The 14,853-nt window shown below is 59.1% G+C and carries 12 protein-coding genes and 1 pseudogene; 6 read left to right on the plus strand and 7 right to left on the minus strand.

Annotation, left to right across the window (positions count from 1 at the left end; genetic code table 11):
- Positions 1 to 116 precede the first annotated feature (116 nt).
- The 3 genes from uxaC to CWM57_RS17320 all read left to right on the plus strand — a co-directional run bounded on the left by uxaC (position 117) and on the right by CWM57_RS17320 (position 3,719).
- Entirely contained in the window at positions 117 to 1,529 is a 1,413-nt protein-coding gene (gene uxaC / locus CWM57_RS17310; protein WP_012967190.1) for a glucuronate isomerase, read from the plus strand.
- A gap of 18 nt (positions 1,530 to 1,547) precedes the next feature.
- Complete coding sequence (locus tag CWM57_RS17315; RefSeq protein WP_064169987.1) at positions 1,548 to 3,035, plus strand: UxaA family hydrolase; 1,488 nt, start codon at positions 1,548 to 1,550, stop codon at positions 3,033 to 3,035.
- Between the two features lie 129 nt (positions 3,036 to 3,164).
- The gene (locus CWM57_RS17320; protein WP_100676257.1) at positions 3,165 to 3,719 is read left to right on the plus strand and encodes a YgjV family protein; all 555 of its coding nucleotides are present in this window, start codon (positions 3,165 to 3,167) and stop codon (positions 3,717 to 3,719) included.
- Between the two features lie 15 nt (positions 3,720 to 3,734).
- On the opposite strand, the gene sstT is transcribed toward CWM57_RS17320, so the two are convergent.
- The 5 genes from sstT to CWM57_RS17345 all read right to left on the minus strand — a co-directional run bounded on the left by sstT (position 3,735) and on the right by CWM57_RS17345 (position 8,642).
- A complete protein-coding gene (sstT, locus tag CWM57_RS17325; RefSeq protein WP_100676258.1) occupies positions 3,735 to 4,982 on the minus strand; it encodes a serine/threonine transporter SstT in 1,248 nt (415 codons plus the stop codon).
- 231 nt (positions 4,983 to 5,213) lie between these two features.
- Complete coding sequence (locus tag CWM57_RS17330) at positions 5,214 to 6,185, minus strand: TerC family protein (RefSeq protein ID WP_008806577.1); 972 nt, start codon at positions 6,183 to 6,185, stop codon at positions 5,214 to 5,216.
- A gap of 271 nt (positions 6,186 to 6,456) precedes the next feature.
- Positions 6,457 to 7,446 (minus strand): Gfo/Idh/MocA family protein, encoded by a 990-nt coding sequence (locus tag CWM57_RS17335; RefSeq protein WP_100676259.1) that lies wholly within the window; start codon positions 7,444 to 7,446, stop codon positions 6,457 to 6,459.
- 73 nt (positions 7,447 to 7,519) lie between these two features.
- Positions 7,520 to 8,020, minus strand: coding sequence for a M48 family metallopeptidase (locus tag CWM57_RS17340; RefSeq protein WP_074387528.1), 501 nt, complete (start codon positions 8,018 to 8,020; stop codon positions 7,520 to 7,522).
- Positions 8,021 to 8,039: 19 nt separating this feature from the next.
- Positions 8,040 to 8,642 (minus strand): helix-turn-helix domain-containing protein, encoded by a 603-nt coding sequence (locus tag CWM57_RS17345; RefSeq protein WP_100676260.1) that lies wholly within the window; start codon positions 8,640 to 8,642, stop codon positions 8,040 to 8,042.
- Between the two features lie 43 nt (positions 8,643 to 8,685).
- On the opposite strand from CWM57_RS17345, the gene CWM57_RS17350 reads away from it, so the two are divergent.
- The 3 genes and pseudogenes from CWM57_RS17350 to CWM57_RS28445 form a co-directional block, all read left to right on the plus strand.
- Positions 8,686 to 9,393: a B3/4 domain-containing protein gene (locus CWM57_RS17350; protein ID WP_074387530.1), complete on the plus strand. Its 708-nt coding sequence runs from the start codon at positions 8,686 to 8,688 to the stop codon at positions 9,391 to 9,393.
- 85 nt (positions 9,394 to 9,478) lie between these two features.
- A complete protein-coding gene (gene rlmG / locus CWM57_RS17355; RefSeq protein ID WP_074387531.1) occupies positions 9,479 to 10,609 on the plus strand; it encodes a 23S rRNA (guanine(1835)-N(2))-methyltransferase RlmG in 1,131 nt (376 codons plus the stop codon).
- Positions 10,610 to 10,801: 192 nt separating this feature from the next.
- Positions 10,802 to 10,894 (plus strand): annotated as a pseudogene (locus tag CWM57_RS28445) (hypothetical protein); the annotation flags it as partial.
- 107 nt (positions 10,895 to 11,001) lie between these two features.
- Here the strand turns inward: CWM57_RS28445 and CWM57_RS17360 are convergent.
- Complete coding sequence (locus CWM57_RS17360) at positions 11,002 to 13,023, minus strand: NADPH-dependent 2,4-dienoyl-CoA reductase (RefSeq protein ID WP_100676261.1); 2,022 nt, start codon at positions 13,021 to 13,023, stop codon at positions 11,002 to 11,004.
- A 216-nt stretch (positions 13,024 to 13,239) separates the two neighbouring features.
- On the minus strand, positions 13,240 to 14,838 hold the full coding sequence (lsrK, locus tag CWM57_RS17365) for an autoinducer-2 kinase (protein ID WP_100676262.1): 1,599 nt from the start codon (positions 14,836 to 14,838) through the stop codon (positions 13,240 to 13,242).
- Positions 14,839 to 14,853: the final 15 nt, after the last annotated feature.

Here is a 14,853-nt window from a genome sequence, read left to right on the forward strand (position 1 = left end):
TTATTGATCTAACTCACGAAAAACAGCTCGGTCTGTAGAAATTGGTGTGATAACTTTGTCAGCATTGTAGTCAATCATCTGAAAGGCTCCCGCTACGGAGCGAAGAGGACACGCGAATGACACCGTTTATGACTGAAGATTTTCTCCTCGATACCGAGTTTGCGCGCCGTCTGTACCACGATTACGCCAAAGATCAGCCCATTTTCGACTACCATTGCCACCTTCCGCCGCAGCAGGTTGCCGAAAACTATCGCTTCAAAAATCTGTATGACATCTGGCTGAAAGGCGATCACTACAAATGGCGCGCTATGCGCACTAACGGCGTACCGGAGCGCCTGTGTACCGGTGATGCGTCCGATCGCGAGAAATTTGACGCCTGGGCAGCCACCGTACCCCATACTATCGGCAACCCGTTATACCACTGGACCCATTTAGAACTGCGTCGTCCATTTGGTATTACAGGTAAGCTGCTGTCGCCTTCCACCGCCGATGAGATCTGGGACCAGTGCAATGATTTACTGGCTCAGGACGCCTTCTCCGCCCGCGGGATCATGAAGCAGATGAATGTGAAAATGGTCGGTACCACCGACGATCCGATCGATTCGCTGGAGCACCATGCGGTTGTCGCCAAAGATACCTCCTTTGATATCAAAGTGCTGCCGAGCTGGCGCCCGGATAAAGCGTTCAACATCGAGCAGGCGACCTTTAACGACTACATGGCTAAGCTGGGTGAGGTGTCCGATACCGATATTCGCCGTTTCGCGGACCTGCAAAGCGCTCTGACCAAACGTCTGGACCACTTTGCCGCACACGGCTGCAAGGTCTCCGACCACGCGCTGGACGTGGTGCTGTTTGCGGAAGCGACCGACGCCGAGCTGGACGCCATTCTGGCGCGCCGTCTGGCTGGCGAGACCCTCAGCGAACACGAAGTGGCGCAGTTCAAAACCGCGGTGCTGGTGTTCCTCGGCGCAGAATATGCCCGTCGCGGTTGGGTGCAGCAGTACCATATCGGTGCACTGCGTAACAACAACCTGCGTCAGTTCAAACTGTTAGGCCCAGACGTTGGCTTCGACTCGATCAACGATCGCCCGATGGCGGAAGAGCTGTCTAAGCTGCTGAGCAAGCAGAACGAAGAGAACCTGCTGCCGAAAACCATTCTCTACTGCCTGAACCCGCGCGATAACGAAGTGCTGGGCACCATGATCGGTAACTTCCAGGGGGAAGGCATGCCGGGCAAGATGCAGTTCGGCTCCGGCTGGTGGTTCAACGATCAGAAAGACGGCATGGAGCGGCAGATGACCCAACTGGCGCAGCTCGGCCTGCTGAGCCGCTTTGTCGGGATGCTGACCGACAGCCGCAGCTTCCTCTCCTACACGCGCCACGAATACTTCCGCCGCATTCTGTGCCAGATGATCGGCCGTTGGGTGGCAGCCGGCGAAGCGCCTGCGGATATCGCGCTGCTGGGCGAGATGGTGAAAAACATTTGCTTTAACAATGCGCGTGACTATTTCGCCATTGAACTGAACTAAGGCCAGAGGTCGGTTGATATGCAATACATTAAAATCCATTCGCAGGATAACGTCGCGGTCGCGCTGGCGGATATCGCTGCCGGTAGCGTGGTGACGATTGATAAGGACTCGGTCACCCTCGGCCAGGATATCGTTCGCGGCCACAAGTTTGCACTGCGCGCTATCGCGAAAGGGGAAAACGTCGTTAAGTACGGGTTGCCGATTGGCCATGCGCTGGCGGATATCGCGCCGGGCGAGCATGTTCATGCGCATAATACGCGCACCAATCTCAGCGACCTTGACGCGTATCGCTATCAACCAGACCAGGTTGCCCAACCGCCACAGCCTGCAGATCGCGAAGTGCAGATTTATCGTCGCGCCAACGGCGACGTCGGCGTGCGCAATGAGCTGTGGATCCTGCCGACCGTCGGCTGCGTTAACGCCATGGCCAGACAAATGCAGAACCGTTTCCTGAAAGAGACGTATGGCGCTGAGGATATCGATGGGGTGCATCTCTTCAGCCACACCTATGGCTGCTCGCAGCTCGGGGACGACCACATCAACACCCGCACCATGCTGCAAAATATGGTTCGTCACCCGAACGCCGGGGCGGTGCTGGTGGTCGGCCTTGGCTGTGAAAACAACCAGGTTGATGCCTTTCGCGAGACGCTGGGCGAGTTTGACCCGCAGCGTGTGCACTTTATGGTTTGCCAGCACCAGGACGATGAAGTGGAAGCGGGGGTTGCGCATCTGCATCAGCTGTATGAAGTGATGCGTCAGGATAAACGCCAGCCGGGCAAACTGAGCGAGCTGAAGTTTGGCCTCGAGTGCGGGGGATCGGACGGCCTGTCGGGCATTACCGCTAACCCGATGCTGGGCCGCTTCTCAGACTATGTGATCGCCAACGGCGGCACCACCGTGCTGACCGAAGTGCCGGAGATGTTCGGTGCTGAACAGCTGCTGATGAGCCACTGCCGCGACGAAGCGACCTTCGACAAGCTGGTGACCATGGTCAATGACTTTAAGCAGTACTTTATCGCCCACGACCAGCCTATTTACGAAAACCCTTCCCCGGGTAACAAAGCCGGGGGGATCACCACCCTGGAAGATAAGTCGCTGGGCTGTACTCAGAAAGCGGGTTCCAGCCAGGTGGTGGATGTCCTGCGCTACGGCGAGCGCCTGAAGGTTCATGGTCTGAATTTGCTGAGCGCGCCGGGCAACGACGCGGTCGCCACCAGCGCGCTGGCCGGTGCCGGCTGTCATATGGTGTTGTTTAGCACCGGACGCGGCACGCCGTACGGTGGCTTTGTGCCGACGGTGAAGATCGCCACCAACAGCGAACTGGCGGCAAAGAAAAAGCACTGGATCGACTTTGATGCCGGGCAGCTGATCCACGGCAAAGCGATGCCGCAGCTGCTGGAGGAGTTTGTGGATGCCATTGTGGCTTTCGCCAACGGTAAACCGACCTGTAATGAACAGAATGACTTCCGCGAGCTGGCCATCTTTAAAAGCGGTGTTACCCTGTAAAGGGGGATTCACATTGGCGCCCAGGGGCGTGGATCGTGTATCGGCCTGATAGCGTAGCGCCATCGGGCTCGTAACAGCGGCGTTTCAGCCAGTGAAGCGCCGTTTGTTTTTTTCAGTCAGGGAGCTTTCATGACCGCGTATTGGCTGGCCCAGGGTGTCGGCGTCATCGCCTTTCTTATCGGTATTACCACCTTTATCAACCGCGACGAACGTCGCTTCAGGCTTCAGCTGGCGGGCTATAGCGCCATTATCGGCGTCCATTTTTTCCTGATGGGCGCCGCGCCGGCCGGGATGAGCGCCGGGCTCAATGCGCTACGTACGGTCATTTCCCTGCGCACCCGCAGCCTGTGGGTGATGACGGTATTCATTCTCCTGACGCTGATCCTCGGCCTTGGCGAGCTGCAGCATGCCATGGAGCTGCTGCCGATCATTGGCACCGTTGCCAGCACCTGGGCGCTGTTTCGCTGCAAAGGGCTGACCGTGCGCTGCGTGATGTGGTGCTCCACCGCCTGCTGGGTCACGCATAATCTGTGGCTGGGTTCGATTGGCGGGACGCTGATTGAAGGCAGTTTTCTGATCGTCAACGGGCTGAATATCATTCGCTTCCGCCGAATGCAAAAGCGCGGCATCGATCCGTTTAAGGTTGAAAACGCAGTCCAGGAAAAGAGCCCCTCCGCCCGATAGCGGAGGGGAAAGGCATTAGCTGCGCAGGGCGTTTTTCGCCAGCTGGTCGTCTTCCGCTATGCAGGCCGCGGCGGTAAACAGGGCGTCGGTGGAGGAGTTCAGCGCGGTTTCGCAGGAATCCTGCAGCACGCCGATAATAAAGCCGACGGCAACCACCTGCATCGCGACATCGTTCGGGATCCCAAACATATTACAGGCCAGCGGGATCAGCAGCAGCGAACCGCCCGCCACGCCGGAGGCGCCGCAGGCGCACAGCGAAGCGACCACGCTCAGCAGCAGCGCCGTCGGCAGATCCACCGGAATATTCAGCGTATGCACCGCCGCCAGCGTCAGCACGGTGATCGTGATCGCCGCGCCCGCCATATTAATGGTCGCCCCCAGTGGAATGGAGACCGAATAGGTATCGCGATCCAGATTCAGCTTTTCACACAGCGCCATATTCACCGGAATGTTGGCGGCGGAGCTGCGGGTGAAGAACGCGTAGACGCCGCTTTCGCGCAGGCAGGTCAGCACCAGCGGATAGGGGTTACGGCGGATTTTCCAGAACACCAGCAGCGGGTTAATCACCAGCGCTACCAGCAGCATACAGCCGACCAGCACCAGCAGTAGCTGGGCGTAGCCCCATAGGGTCTCGAAACCGGTGGTCGCCAGGGTGGAAGAGACCAGACCGAAGATCCCCAGCGGCGCAAAGCGGATCACCACTTTGACGATGAAGGTCACCGCGTGGGAGACATCGTTGATCAGGTTTTTGGTGGTGTCGTTACCGTGACGCAGGGCGAAGCCCAGCCCCACCGCCCACACCAGAATGCCGATATAGTTGGCGTTCAGCAGGGCGTCGATCGGGTTGGATACCATACTCATCAGCAGGCCGCGCAGCACTTCGACAATCCCCGATGGCGGCGTGATGCTGTCGGCGGCGGTGGTTAAATGCAGTGATGACGGAAAGACAAAACTAAACAACACCGCGGTCAGGGCTGCGCTGAAGGTGCCCAGCAGATAGAGAAACAGAATGGGGCGAATACTGGTTTTTTGTCCGTGCTGATGGTTGGCGATGGAGGCCATCACCAGCATCAATACCAGCACCGGCGCCACCGCCTTTAACGCGCCGACGAACAGGGTCCCCAGCAGACCGACGGAAATGGCCGCTGGCTTAGAGACCAGCGCCAGCAGCACGCCAAGCACCAGACCGATTAAAATTTGTTTCACCAGGCTGCCTTGCGCCAGGCGTGCGATCCACCCCGATGGGGGAGTGCGTGTGGTCATAATTCATTCCTTCCAGTGATGTAGCAAGCCATCCCAGCCACGTATTATTTGTTACGTTTATGTCAGGATGTAAGTAGATGTTTGCATAGTCGAGTATACGGAAAGAACGGCGGGCGGGAAGCGTAAAATGCTGTGATTTTAATCTTGATCTTGTTTTTTAACTATGTAGTAACATAACTGTGACATGAGCAGAGATTGCCGTCGGCGATGGCCGACGGCGCGTTGTGCAGATTACTCAGGCAGTTTGCGCTGCTTGTCGTGTTGCTTGTTGACCCAGGCGTTAATCAGCAGCGTGACGGCCAGGATGCCCCCCACCACGCCCAGCGAGATGGCGACCGGGATATGGTAGAAGTCGACGATGAGCATCTTCACGCCAATAAACACCAGGATCACCGACAGACCGTATTTGAGCATCGAGAAGCGCTCGGCGACCCCCGCCAGCAGGAAGTACATGGCGCGCAGGCCGAGGATCGCGAACAGGTTAGAGGTCAGGACGATGAACGGATCGGTGGTCACCGCGAAGATCGCCGGGATACTGTCGACGGCGAAAATCACGTCGCTCAGTTCCACCAGAATCAGCACCAGCAGCAGCGGCGTGGCGAACAGCACCCCGTTTTTACGGGTGAAGAAGCGCTCGCTCTCGATTTTATCCGTCATTCGCAGATGGCTGCGGATCCAGCGCACCAGTGGTTTATCGCCGATGCCGGAGTCATCTTCTTTCGCCAGCGCCATTTTCACGCCGGTAAACAGCAGGAAGGCGCCGAAGACATACAGCAACCAGTCGAACTGCGAAATCAGCCAGCTGCCGGCGAAGATCATGATGGTACGCAGAACAATCGCGCCCAGCACGCCATACACCAGCACCCGGCGCTGCAGAGCAGGCGGTACGGCGAAATAGCTGAACAGCATCAACCAGACGAAGACGTTATCGACCGCCAGCGCTTTTTCAATCAAATAACCGGTGAGGAAGGCTAAGGCCTGCGGATCGGCGACGGCCCGGCCCTGGGTTTGTACCAGATACCACCAGAACGCGGCGTTGAACAGCAGAGAAAGTGTGACCCAGAGGATTGACCAGCCCGCGGCCTGCTTCATGGTCATGCTATGCGAACCGCGTCGTCCCTGAAGCAGCAAGTCGATCGCCAACATGATCGCGACGACGACAGCGAACCCACCCCATAGCAACGGCGTGCCGACAGTATTCATTTGATATTCCTTACATAAAAACAAAACGGCTGACGTCGGAAGACGGCAGCCGCTGCGCTTTTATGCATAGACCTCGCCTTCCGGCAAGGTCTCACTTACAACAACCAAAGTACATCGCGATGGGCTTTGGTTATTGCCCGGCGACCGGATGCGGTATTGCACGCATCGTAATGACGATCAACCGGCAAGGAAGTTACTCCCCTTTGCACGTAACAAAATATGTCACAGGGCGGTTTTCGTCAATGGCGGCCGGTCCGGCCTTTACACTCTTTTACGCCAGCGGCTGCGTATCGGCCGGGAAGATCACTCCGGTCTGGCGACGAATTTCGCTCGACAGTTTGGCCGTGATCCGGCTCACTGCCAGGCCCGGGTGATCAATATCCTGTGTCTCCACCAGGCGCGCAAAGGTCTCCGCCTCATACAGCATAGTATTAATGTGCTGGGGCTGCGTCAGGTCCTGGGCTTTACCGCCGCGCGGCACAAACGCCAGCTTCTGACATTCGGAGATTTTTTCGATCACTAACGCGCCGTCTTCGCCCTGAATTTCACTGGGGATCACGGAATCGCTAACTTTGGAGTGATGCAGCGTCACGTCGAAGTCGCCATAGCTCAGCACCACGGTGCCCTGGGCGTCTACGCCGCTGTCCAGCAGGCTGGCGGTGGCAAGAATGGCCCGCGGTTCGCCCCACAGCGCCACGGCAGACGCGAGGCAATAGAAGCCGATATCCATAATCGAACCGTTAGAGAACGCCGGGTTGAAGGTGTTGGGGTTTTCGCCGTCAAGGTAGCGCTGATAGCGCGAGGAGTACTGACAGTAGTTGATGAAGGCTTTGCGCAGTTTGCCCACTTTAGCGAGCGTCTCTTTCAGTAGCAGAAAGTTAGGTAGACTGGCGGTTTTAAAGGCTTCAAACAGCACAACGTTATTTTCTTTCGCCAGCGCTATCGCCGCCTCGACTTCCTGCAGGTTCGATGCCAGCGGCTTTTCGCAAATGACGTGCTTCTTGTGACTCAGGAACAGCCGGGTCTGCGGGAAGTGCAGCGAGTTCGGGCTGGCAATATAGACCGCGTCAACGTCAGGGCTCTGTGCCAGTTCATCGAGCGAGGTAAAGAGATGCTCGACCGGATAGTCATTGGCGAAGGCTTGCGCCTGTTCGAGGCTGCGGGAGTAGATGGCGGTAAGTTTATATTTGCCGGTTTCATGGGCGGCATCGACAAACTGCTTGGTGATCCAGTTTGTGCCAACAACTGCGAAACGTATCATAAACGTTGACGAACTCCATTAAAGGGAACCTGTCGTCACTCTATCATGCCATCATGACAAAACCAGTGCGTCACTACGCAGAACGATTTAACGAAAGGTGCGTCAGCCACAGGCGGGTATCGAACTCCAGTTGATGGTACTGCGGCTCCATATGGCAGCACAGTTGGTAGAAAGCTTTGTTGTGATCCTTCTCTTTCAAATGCGCCAGTTCATGGACCACGATCATGCGCAGAAAGGCCTCCGGCGCGTCGCGAAACACTGTCGCTACGCGGATCTCCGCTTTGGCTTTCAGCTTGCCGCCCTGAACGCGGGAAATCGCGGTATGCAGGCCGAGCGCATTGTTCAGCACGTGGATTTTACTGTCGTACATCACTTTGTTGATCGGCGCCGCCCCGCGCAGAAAGCGGGCCTTCAGATCCTGGGTATACTGATACAGCGCTTTATCGCTGTTAACATCATGCCCCTGCGGATAACGCTTTTGCAGCACCTCGCCGAGGCGGTCTTGCTCGATTAAAGCCGTCACCTGCGACAGCAGTGATTCAGGATAGCCCTGTAAATAAATGAGTTTTGTCATCGTCTTATCATTATGTCTGTCAGGAGGGCAGTTCAGCCACGGTCATGGTAAAGACTAGCGGCGCGGGCCCCGCATTCCGGTACCCGTGCTCCGTTTCGGTACGGGCCACCGCGGATTCCCCGGCCGCCACCGTGCGGCAGGTCTCGCCAAGCGTCAGCGTCAGCGCGCCGGCTTCCACGTGCAGCAGCTCGAAGGTTGTCGCCGGGTGGCCGGGCGAGGTAAAGGCTTCGCCGGGCTGCATCTCCCAGCGCCAGAGCTCAATCATATTCGGCCCGGCGGTGCCGGCGAGGAGCTTGGCGCTGCCCCCCAGCGGGCCATGCCAGAGGGTGGGGATCTGCTCGGCGGGAATAATATGCAACGCGGGTTCGCTTGCCACATTGACAATATCTGCCACCGATACGCCCAGCGCGGCGGCGAGTTTGCAGAGGATCGCAATGCTGGGGTTGGCAGCCTCTTTTTCCATCTCGACCAGCATACCTTTGCTGATGCTGGCCCGGCGCGACAGCTCGTCCAGCGACATTTTTTTCGCTTTACGGTAGGCCTTCAGCCGCGTGGCGACGGCCCGACTTACCTGGTCGACATTAGATCCTGAATCGGTCGTTATATTGACTTTTACGTTCATTGGTCACTATGATGAAACAAATTGGTCATTACAGGATTATCGAATGCGTAGCGTAACGCCGTCAATCGAATCTGCGGTCAGCCGCCTGGTGCCGGGCTTTCGGGCATTAAGTATTGTGGTGGAAAGCGCGCCGGTGGCCGATCCCGGCGTCGCGGAGCAGGCGCTGGCCGAGGCCTGCCTGGCGGTGCAGCAGGATGATGTGCCCTGGGCGCAAGCGCACCTGGCGGCATGGGATGAAGCGTTCAGCGCCTTCGGCGCGAAGGCGAAACGTACCCCCTGTTCGGCGCAGGCGCTGCGCAAGCGAGTGCTGAAAGAGGGGAGCCTGCCGGCCATCGATCCGGTGGTGGATATCTACAACGCGATCAGCATTCGCTATGCCGTCCCGGTCGGTGGGGAAAATCTGGCCGCCTACCGTGGCGAACCGCGGCTGACCATTGCCCACGGCGATGAGCCATTCGATACGCTAAAATCGGCAGAGCCGGTGGTGGAATATCCGGAGCCGGGCGAAGTCATCTGGCGGGATGATATAGGCGTAACCTGCCGACGCTGGAACTGGCGACAGGGCGTACGCACCCGGCTGGACAGTGGCGCGAAGACGATGTGGTTTATTCTCGAAAGCCTGCCGGCGATGCCGTTGTCGGTCCTGCATGAGGCGGGAGAGCAGCTGGTAGGCTATCTGCAGCAGCTGATGCCCGGCGCCCGCGCGTCGATAACGCTGCTGCGAGCTGATGACGAGGGCGATCTACGCTGAGCGGCGATGATCAGCGATCTCTCTTCAACTGGACAGGATTTGCGTATAAACTCGCGGGTTTTAGTATTCCGGAGGCGGAGAGGCGATGAGCCAGGCAGAGTTAAACGGTGAGTTATTCACATTAGAGCGGTTCCCACCTAACGCTGAAGAAGAAGCGCTACAGGCATGGGAAGCGGCGGATGAATATCTGCTGCAACAGGTGAATGACGTCGACGGCCTGACGCTCATCTTCAACGACGGCTTCGGCGCGCTCGCCTGCGCGCTGGCGGCGCGCAACCCGGTCAGCATCAACGACTCCTTTATTTCCGAGCTGGCGACCCGCCACAACCTGCGGATGAACGGTATCGATGAAGAGAGCGTTCGCTTTCAGGATAGCCTGAGCCCGCTGCCGGCCGCGCCGGCGCTGGTGCTGATTAAGGTGCCAAAACAGCTGGCGTTGCTCGAACAGCAGCTGCGCGCCCTGCGCGAAGTGGTGACGCCGGAAACCCGCATTATCGCCGCGGCGAAAGCCCGTGATGTGCACAACTCGACGCTGGCGCTATTTGAGAAAATCCTTGGCACCACCACCACCTCGCTGGCGTGGAAAAAAGCGCGTCTGATCCACTGCGTTTTCACCGCGCCTAAGCTTGCCGATGCGCCGCAAACCTACAGCTGGAAGCTGGACGGCACGCCGTGGACCATCCATAACCATGCCAACGTTTTTGCCCGCAGCGGCCTGGATATCGGCGCGCGCTTCTTCCTCGAACATTTGCCGTCCGATCTGGAAGGCGAGATCGCCGATCTCGGCTGCGGCAACGGAGTGATTGGCCTGCAGGCGCTGGCGCAGAACCCGAACGCCAGTGTGATGTTTACCGATGAGTCGCATATGGCGGTGGCTTCCAGCCGTTTGAACGTCGAGCACAACCTGCCGGATGATATCGAGCGCTGCGAATTTATGGTGAACAACTCGCTCTCCGGCATTGAGCCGGATCGCTTTACGGCGATTCTGTGCAATCCGCCGTTCCATCAGCAGCACGCGATTACCGATCATATTGCCTGGCAGATGTTTAACGACGCCCGTCGCAGCCTGAAATACGGCGGCGAGCTGTACGTCGTCGGCAACCGCCATCTTGATTACTTCCGTAAACTGAAGCGCGCTTTCGGCAACTGCACTACCATTGCGACCAACAATAAGTTCGTGGTTTTGAAAGCAACCAAGGTGCGTAAACAGCGCTGATTCTTGTCGCTGTTTCCCCGGCTTGCGGCTGTCGCCTTAGCCGGGCTACCGACTGAAGCGCGCTTTCGGCAACTGCACTACCATTGCGACCAACAATAAGTTCGTGGTTTTGAAAGCAACCAAGGTGCGTAAACAGCGCTGATTCGTGTCGCTGTTTCCCCCGGCTTGCGGCTGTCGCCTTAGCCGGGCTACCGACTGAAGCGCGCGTTTGGTAATTGCACGACGATTGCGACGAACAATAAGTTTGTCATTTTGAAAGCAACCAAGGTGCGTAAGCAGCGCTGATTCTTGTCGCTGTTTCCCCGGCTCGCGGCTGTCGCCTTAGCCGGGCTACCGTCCGGGATTATCGTGGTAGCCCGGGGAAGGCGCATCGCGCCGCCCCCGGGACAGCGCTAAATCGCCAGCGCCAGTTTAGTGCCCTGGGCAATCGCCCGGCGCGCATCCAGCTCTGCCGCCACGTCACAACCACCGATGAGATGTACCGTTTTCCCCGCCGCGCGCAGCGGTTCCGCCAGCTCGCGGCGCGGCTCCTGACCGGCGCAGATAATTACCTGATCGACCGCCAACAGTTGGCGCTCGCCGCCGATAGTGACATGTAACCCTTCATCATCGATCTTTTCATAGCTGACCGCCGGGATCATTTTCACGCCGCGCGCCAGCAGCGTCGCGCGGTGGATCCAACCGGTGGTTTTGCCGAGCCCTTCGCCCGGTTTACTGGCTTTGCGCTGCAGCATCACAATCTGTCGTGGGCTTTTACTCAGTTGCGGACCTTCAGCACTCAGCCCCCCCGCCGTTTGCAGGCTGGTATCGATACCCCATTCACGGCAGAACTCGCCGATATTCTGGCTGGTGGCCGCGCCCGACTGGCTTAAATACATCGCGGTGTCGAAGCCGATGCCGCCGCAGCCGATAATCGCCACCTTCGCGCCAACCGGCGCTTTATCGCGCAAGACATCAAGGTAGCTCAGCACTTTGGGATGATCGATCCCGTCGATCGCCGGCAGGCGCGGGGCGATGCCGGTGGCGAGGATCGTCTCATCGAACGCCAGCAGATCGTCTGTCGTGACGCGGGTGTTCAGGCGTAGATCGACATCATGAAGATCGAGCATGGTGCGGTAGTAACGCAACGTCTCGTGAAACTCTTCTTTGCCGGGGATCTGTTTGGCGATATTAAACTGGCCGCCGATCTCCGGGAGCGCATCGAACAACGTGACATGATGACCGCGGGCGGCGGCGTTAACGGAGAAGGCTAGACCGGCCGGCCCGGCGCCGACGACCGCCAGCCGTTTAGGCGCGTTGGCAGGCAGGACCGGCATCAGGGTTTCATGACAGGCGCGCGGGTTGACCAGACAAGAGGTGACTTTGCCGGCGAAGATCCGATCGAGACACGCCTGGTTGCAACCGATGCAGGTATTGATCTCCCTGGCGCGATCGCGCTGCGCTTTCGACATAAATTCGGCGTCGGCGAGGAACGGGCGGGCCATCGATACCATATCGGCATCGCCGCGGGCGAGAATATCCTCCGCGACCTGCGGATCGTTGATGCGGTTGGTGGTGATCAGCGGGATCGACACCGCGCCTTTCAGCTTGCGGGTGACCCAGCTGAACGCTCCGCGCGGTACCGGCGTGGCGATGGTCGGAATGCGCGCTTCGTGCCAGCCAATCCCGGTGTTGATGATGGTCGCTCCCGCCGCTTCAATCGCTTTGGCCAGTTCGGTGACTTCCGCCAGCGTGCTGCCGTCGTTGACCAGATCGAGCATCGACAGGCGGTAGATGATAATGAAATCGTGGCCGGCGCGCTGGCGCACCGCCTTAACCACTTCAATGGCGAAACGCATGCGGCGGGTGTAATCGCCGCCCCATTGATCGTCGCGCTGGTTGGTACGCGCGGCGAGGAATTCGTTAATCAGATAGCCTTCAGAGCCCATCACTTCAACGCCGTCATAGCCCGCTTCGCGCGCCAGTTGGGCGCAGTGGGCAAAATCATCGATCAGCGTCAGGATCTCATCGTGGCTCAGTTCATGGGGCGTAAAACGGTTAATCGGCGCCTGTAGCGCCGAGGGGGCCACCAGCGCGGGCTGATAGCTGTAGCGCCCGGTATGCAGGATCTGCAGGGCGATTTTGCCGCCTTCCTGGTGTACCGCGTCGGTAATATGGCGATGGTGCGCCAGATGGCTGGCATCGTTGAGTACCGCGCCGCCGGCCATGGTAACGCCAGAGGGGGCCGGAGCGATGCCGCCGGTGACGATCAGCGCCACGCCGTGGCGGGCGCGCTCGGCGTAGAAGGCTGCCAGCCGCTGCGCGCCGTCCGGCAGTTCTTCCAGCCCGGTATGCATGGAGCCCATCAACACGCGGTTTTTGAGCGTTGTGAAGCCCAGCTCAAGCGGGGCGAAAAGCGACGGATAGCGGCTCATAATGGCTTCCAATGTAAAATTATTGTTATGTGGTCGGATGAGTTACTAATTTAGCCGTCGCAGAGAAAAAGGGAAAAGGGGAGTGCAGTGATTGTGATGGGATTCAAAGAACGGAACTCGTTGTCCCTCACCCCGGCCCTCTCCCAAAGGGAGAGGGGGACCGGCACCAATATTCAAGGCTAGCGCCGGACGGTTCCCTCTCCCTCCGGGAGAGGGTTAGGGTGACGGGGAAGACATTATGCGCTGGCGGCGCTCCAGGCCCGGCGCCTGCCACATTGAGGTGGTCAGCCCGCTATCGACAAGGCCAAGCTGATCGGCGTATACCGTCTGCCATTTGCTCATCATCTCCTGATACAGCTCGCGATGCTGCGGATTAGGGGTGAACTCGCGGTGCCAGCTCACTAACCGTTCTCCTGTACTGGCCATATCGCCATACAGTCCGGCGCCGGTTCCGGCGGCGATGGCGCAGCCCAGCGCGGTGGCTTCGCGGACCACCGGCACCCGCACCGGCAGGCCGGTGACGTCGCTGAGGATCTGGCTCCACAGCGCTCCCTTCGAACCACCGCCGGCAAACACCAGGCTGTCGAATGTCACGCCGGAGAACTGCGAAATCTGCGCCAGGTTGCAGGCGGAGACAATCGCCGCGTTCTCCTCCAGCGCGCGGAACAGGGTCGCTTTGTTGCACTTCTCCGGATCGATGGAGAGGTTAATAAACGACGGCGCGGCGTGGTACCACTGCTTAAAGTGCATGGCGTCGGAAAAAATAGGCATCACGCCGTGGGAACCGGCGGGCACGCGGCTGGCCATCTCCTCCAGCAGTGAATAGGCATCGACGCCGAGCCGCTCGGCAATCAGTTTTTCTTCCGCGCAGAAGGCGTCGCGAAACCAGCGCATGGTCAGGCCGGTAAAGAAACTGATCGATTCCGCCTGCGCCATGCCGGGAATGACATGCGGATTCACGCGAATGTTCATCTGCGGATCGGTGCGCACCTGCGGCAGGTTGACCACCTGCTGCCAGAAAGTGCCGCCGAGTACTGCGGTTTGCCCGGCACGCACTACCCCAAGGCCCAGGCAGCCGAGCTGGACGTCGCCGCCGCCCATCACCACCGGCGTCCCGGCGCGCAGGCCGCTCTGCTGGGCCGCCGCTTCGGTGACGGCGCCCAGCAGGCTCCCGGTCTCTTTGACCGGCGACAGCATATCGGCGCGCAGCCCGGCCATATCCAGCAGCGCCGGGCGCCAGTCGCGGCTGAACAGATCGAGCATGCCGGTGGTGCCGGCGTTTGACGGGTCGACCGCCAGCTCGCCGGATAGCTTCGCCGCCAGCCAGTCGCTGATCATGGTGATGGTTGCCGCTTTGCGGTAGATATCGGGGCGGTGGTGCGCCAGCCACAGCAGGCGCGGCATGGCGCTTAGCGCCAGGGTTTGTCCCGAGACCTCGTATACCTCGGATTCAAAACGATAGTCGTGGATCTCCTTAAGCTCCGCCACTTCGCGGCTGGCGCGGGCATCAACGTTGGCGCAGGCCCAGATGGCTTCGCCGTCGCGATCATAGAGGACGATCCCTTCGCGCATCGAACAGCAGGCAACGGATTGAATATCGGCGGCAGAGAGCCGGGCGGCGTCGAGCGCCTGGCGAATGCACTGGCAGGCCAGCTGCCAGTTGGTGGTAAGGTCGAACTCCATCGAGCCTGGGACGTTATCGACGCTCAGGTGTTTCCATTCGGCCTGGCCTACCGCCAGTTGGTGGCCATTAAGATCGAAAATAACCGCCCGAATGCTGCCGGTCCCGGCATCTAACGCTAACAGGTAACTCATGACATGCGCCTCGCT

The organism is Klebsiella sp. G-Nf4, assembly GCF_002810615.1.
Lineage (GTDB): Bacteria > Pseudomonadota > Gammaproteobacteria > Enterobacterales > Enterobacteriaceae > Klebsiella > Klebsiella variicola.

What these genes read in the sequence shown, in the direction of transcription:
- CWM57_RS17320 (WP_100676257.1), top strand. Translation starts at nt 3,165, where the DNA reads ATGACCGCGTATTGGCTGGCCCAGGGTGTCGGCGTCATCGCCTTTCTT.
- CWM57_RS17315 (WP_064169987.1), top strand. Translation starts at nt 1,548, where the DNA reads ATGCAATACATTAAAATCCATTCGCAGGATAACGTCGCGGTCGCGCTG.
- rlmG (WP_074387531.1), top strand. Translation starts at nt 9,479, where the DNA reads ATGAGCCAGGCAGAGTTAAACGGTGAGTTATTCACATTAGAGCGGTTC.
- CWM57_RS17335 (WP_100676259.1), bottom strand. Translation starts at nt 7,446, where the DNA reads ATGATACGTTTCGCAGTTGTTGGCACAAACTGGATCACCAAGCAGTTT.
- CWM57_RS17345 (WP_100676260.1), bottom strand. Translation starts at nt 8,642, where the DNA reads ATGAACGTAAAAGTCAATATAACGACCGATTCAGGATCTAATGTCGAC.
- uxaC (WP_012967190.1), top strand. Translation starts at nt 117, where the DNA reads ATGACACCGTTTATGACTGAAGATTTTCTCCTCGATACCGAGTTTGCG.
- CWM57_RS17360 (WP_100676261.1), bottom strand. Translation starts at nt 13,023, where the DNA reads ATGAGCCGCTATCCGTCGCTTTTCGCCCCGCTTGAGCTGGGCTTCACA.
- CWM57_RS17330 (WP_008806577.1), bottom strand. Translation starts at nt 6,185, where the DNA reads ATGAATACTGTCGGCACGCCGTTGCTATGGGGTGGGTTCGCTGTCGTC.
- sstT (WP_100676258.1), bottom strand. Translation starts at nt 4,982, where the DNA reads ATGACCACACGCACTCCCCCATCGGGGTGGATCGCACGCCTGGCGCAA.
- lsrK (WP_100676262.1), bottom strand. Translation starts at nt 14,838, where the DNA reads ATGAGTTACCTGTTAGCGTTAGATGCCGGGACCGGCAGCATTCGGGCG.
- CWM57_RS17350 (WP_074387530.1), top strand. Translation starts at nt 8,686, where the DNA reads ATGCGTAGCGTAACGCCGTCAATCGAATCTGCGGTCAGCCGCCTGGTG.
- CWM57_RS17340 (WP_074387528.1), bottom strand. Translation starts at nt 8,020, where the DNA reads ATGACAAAACTCATTTATTTACAGGGCTATCCTGAATCACTGCTGTCG.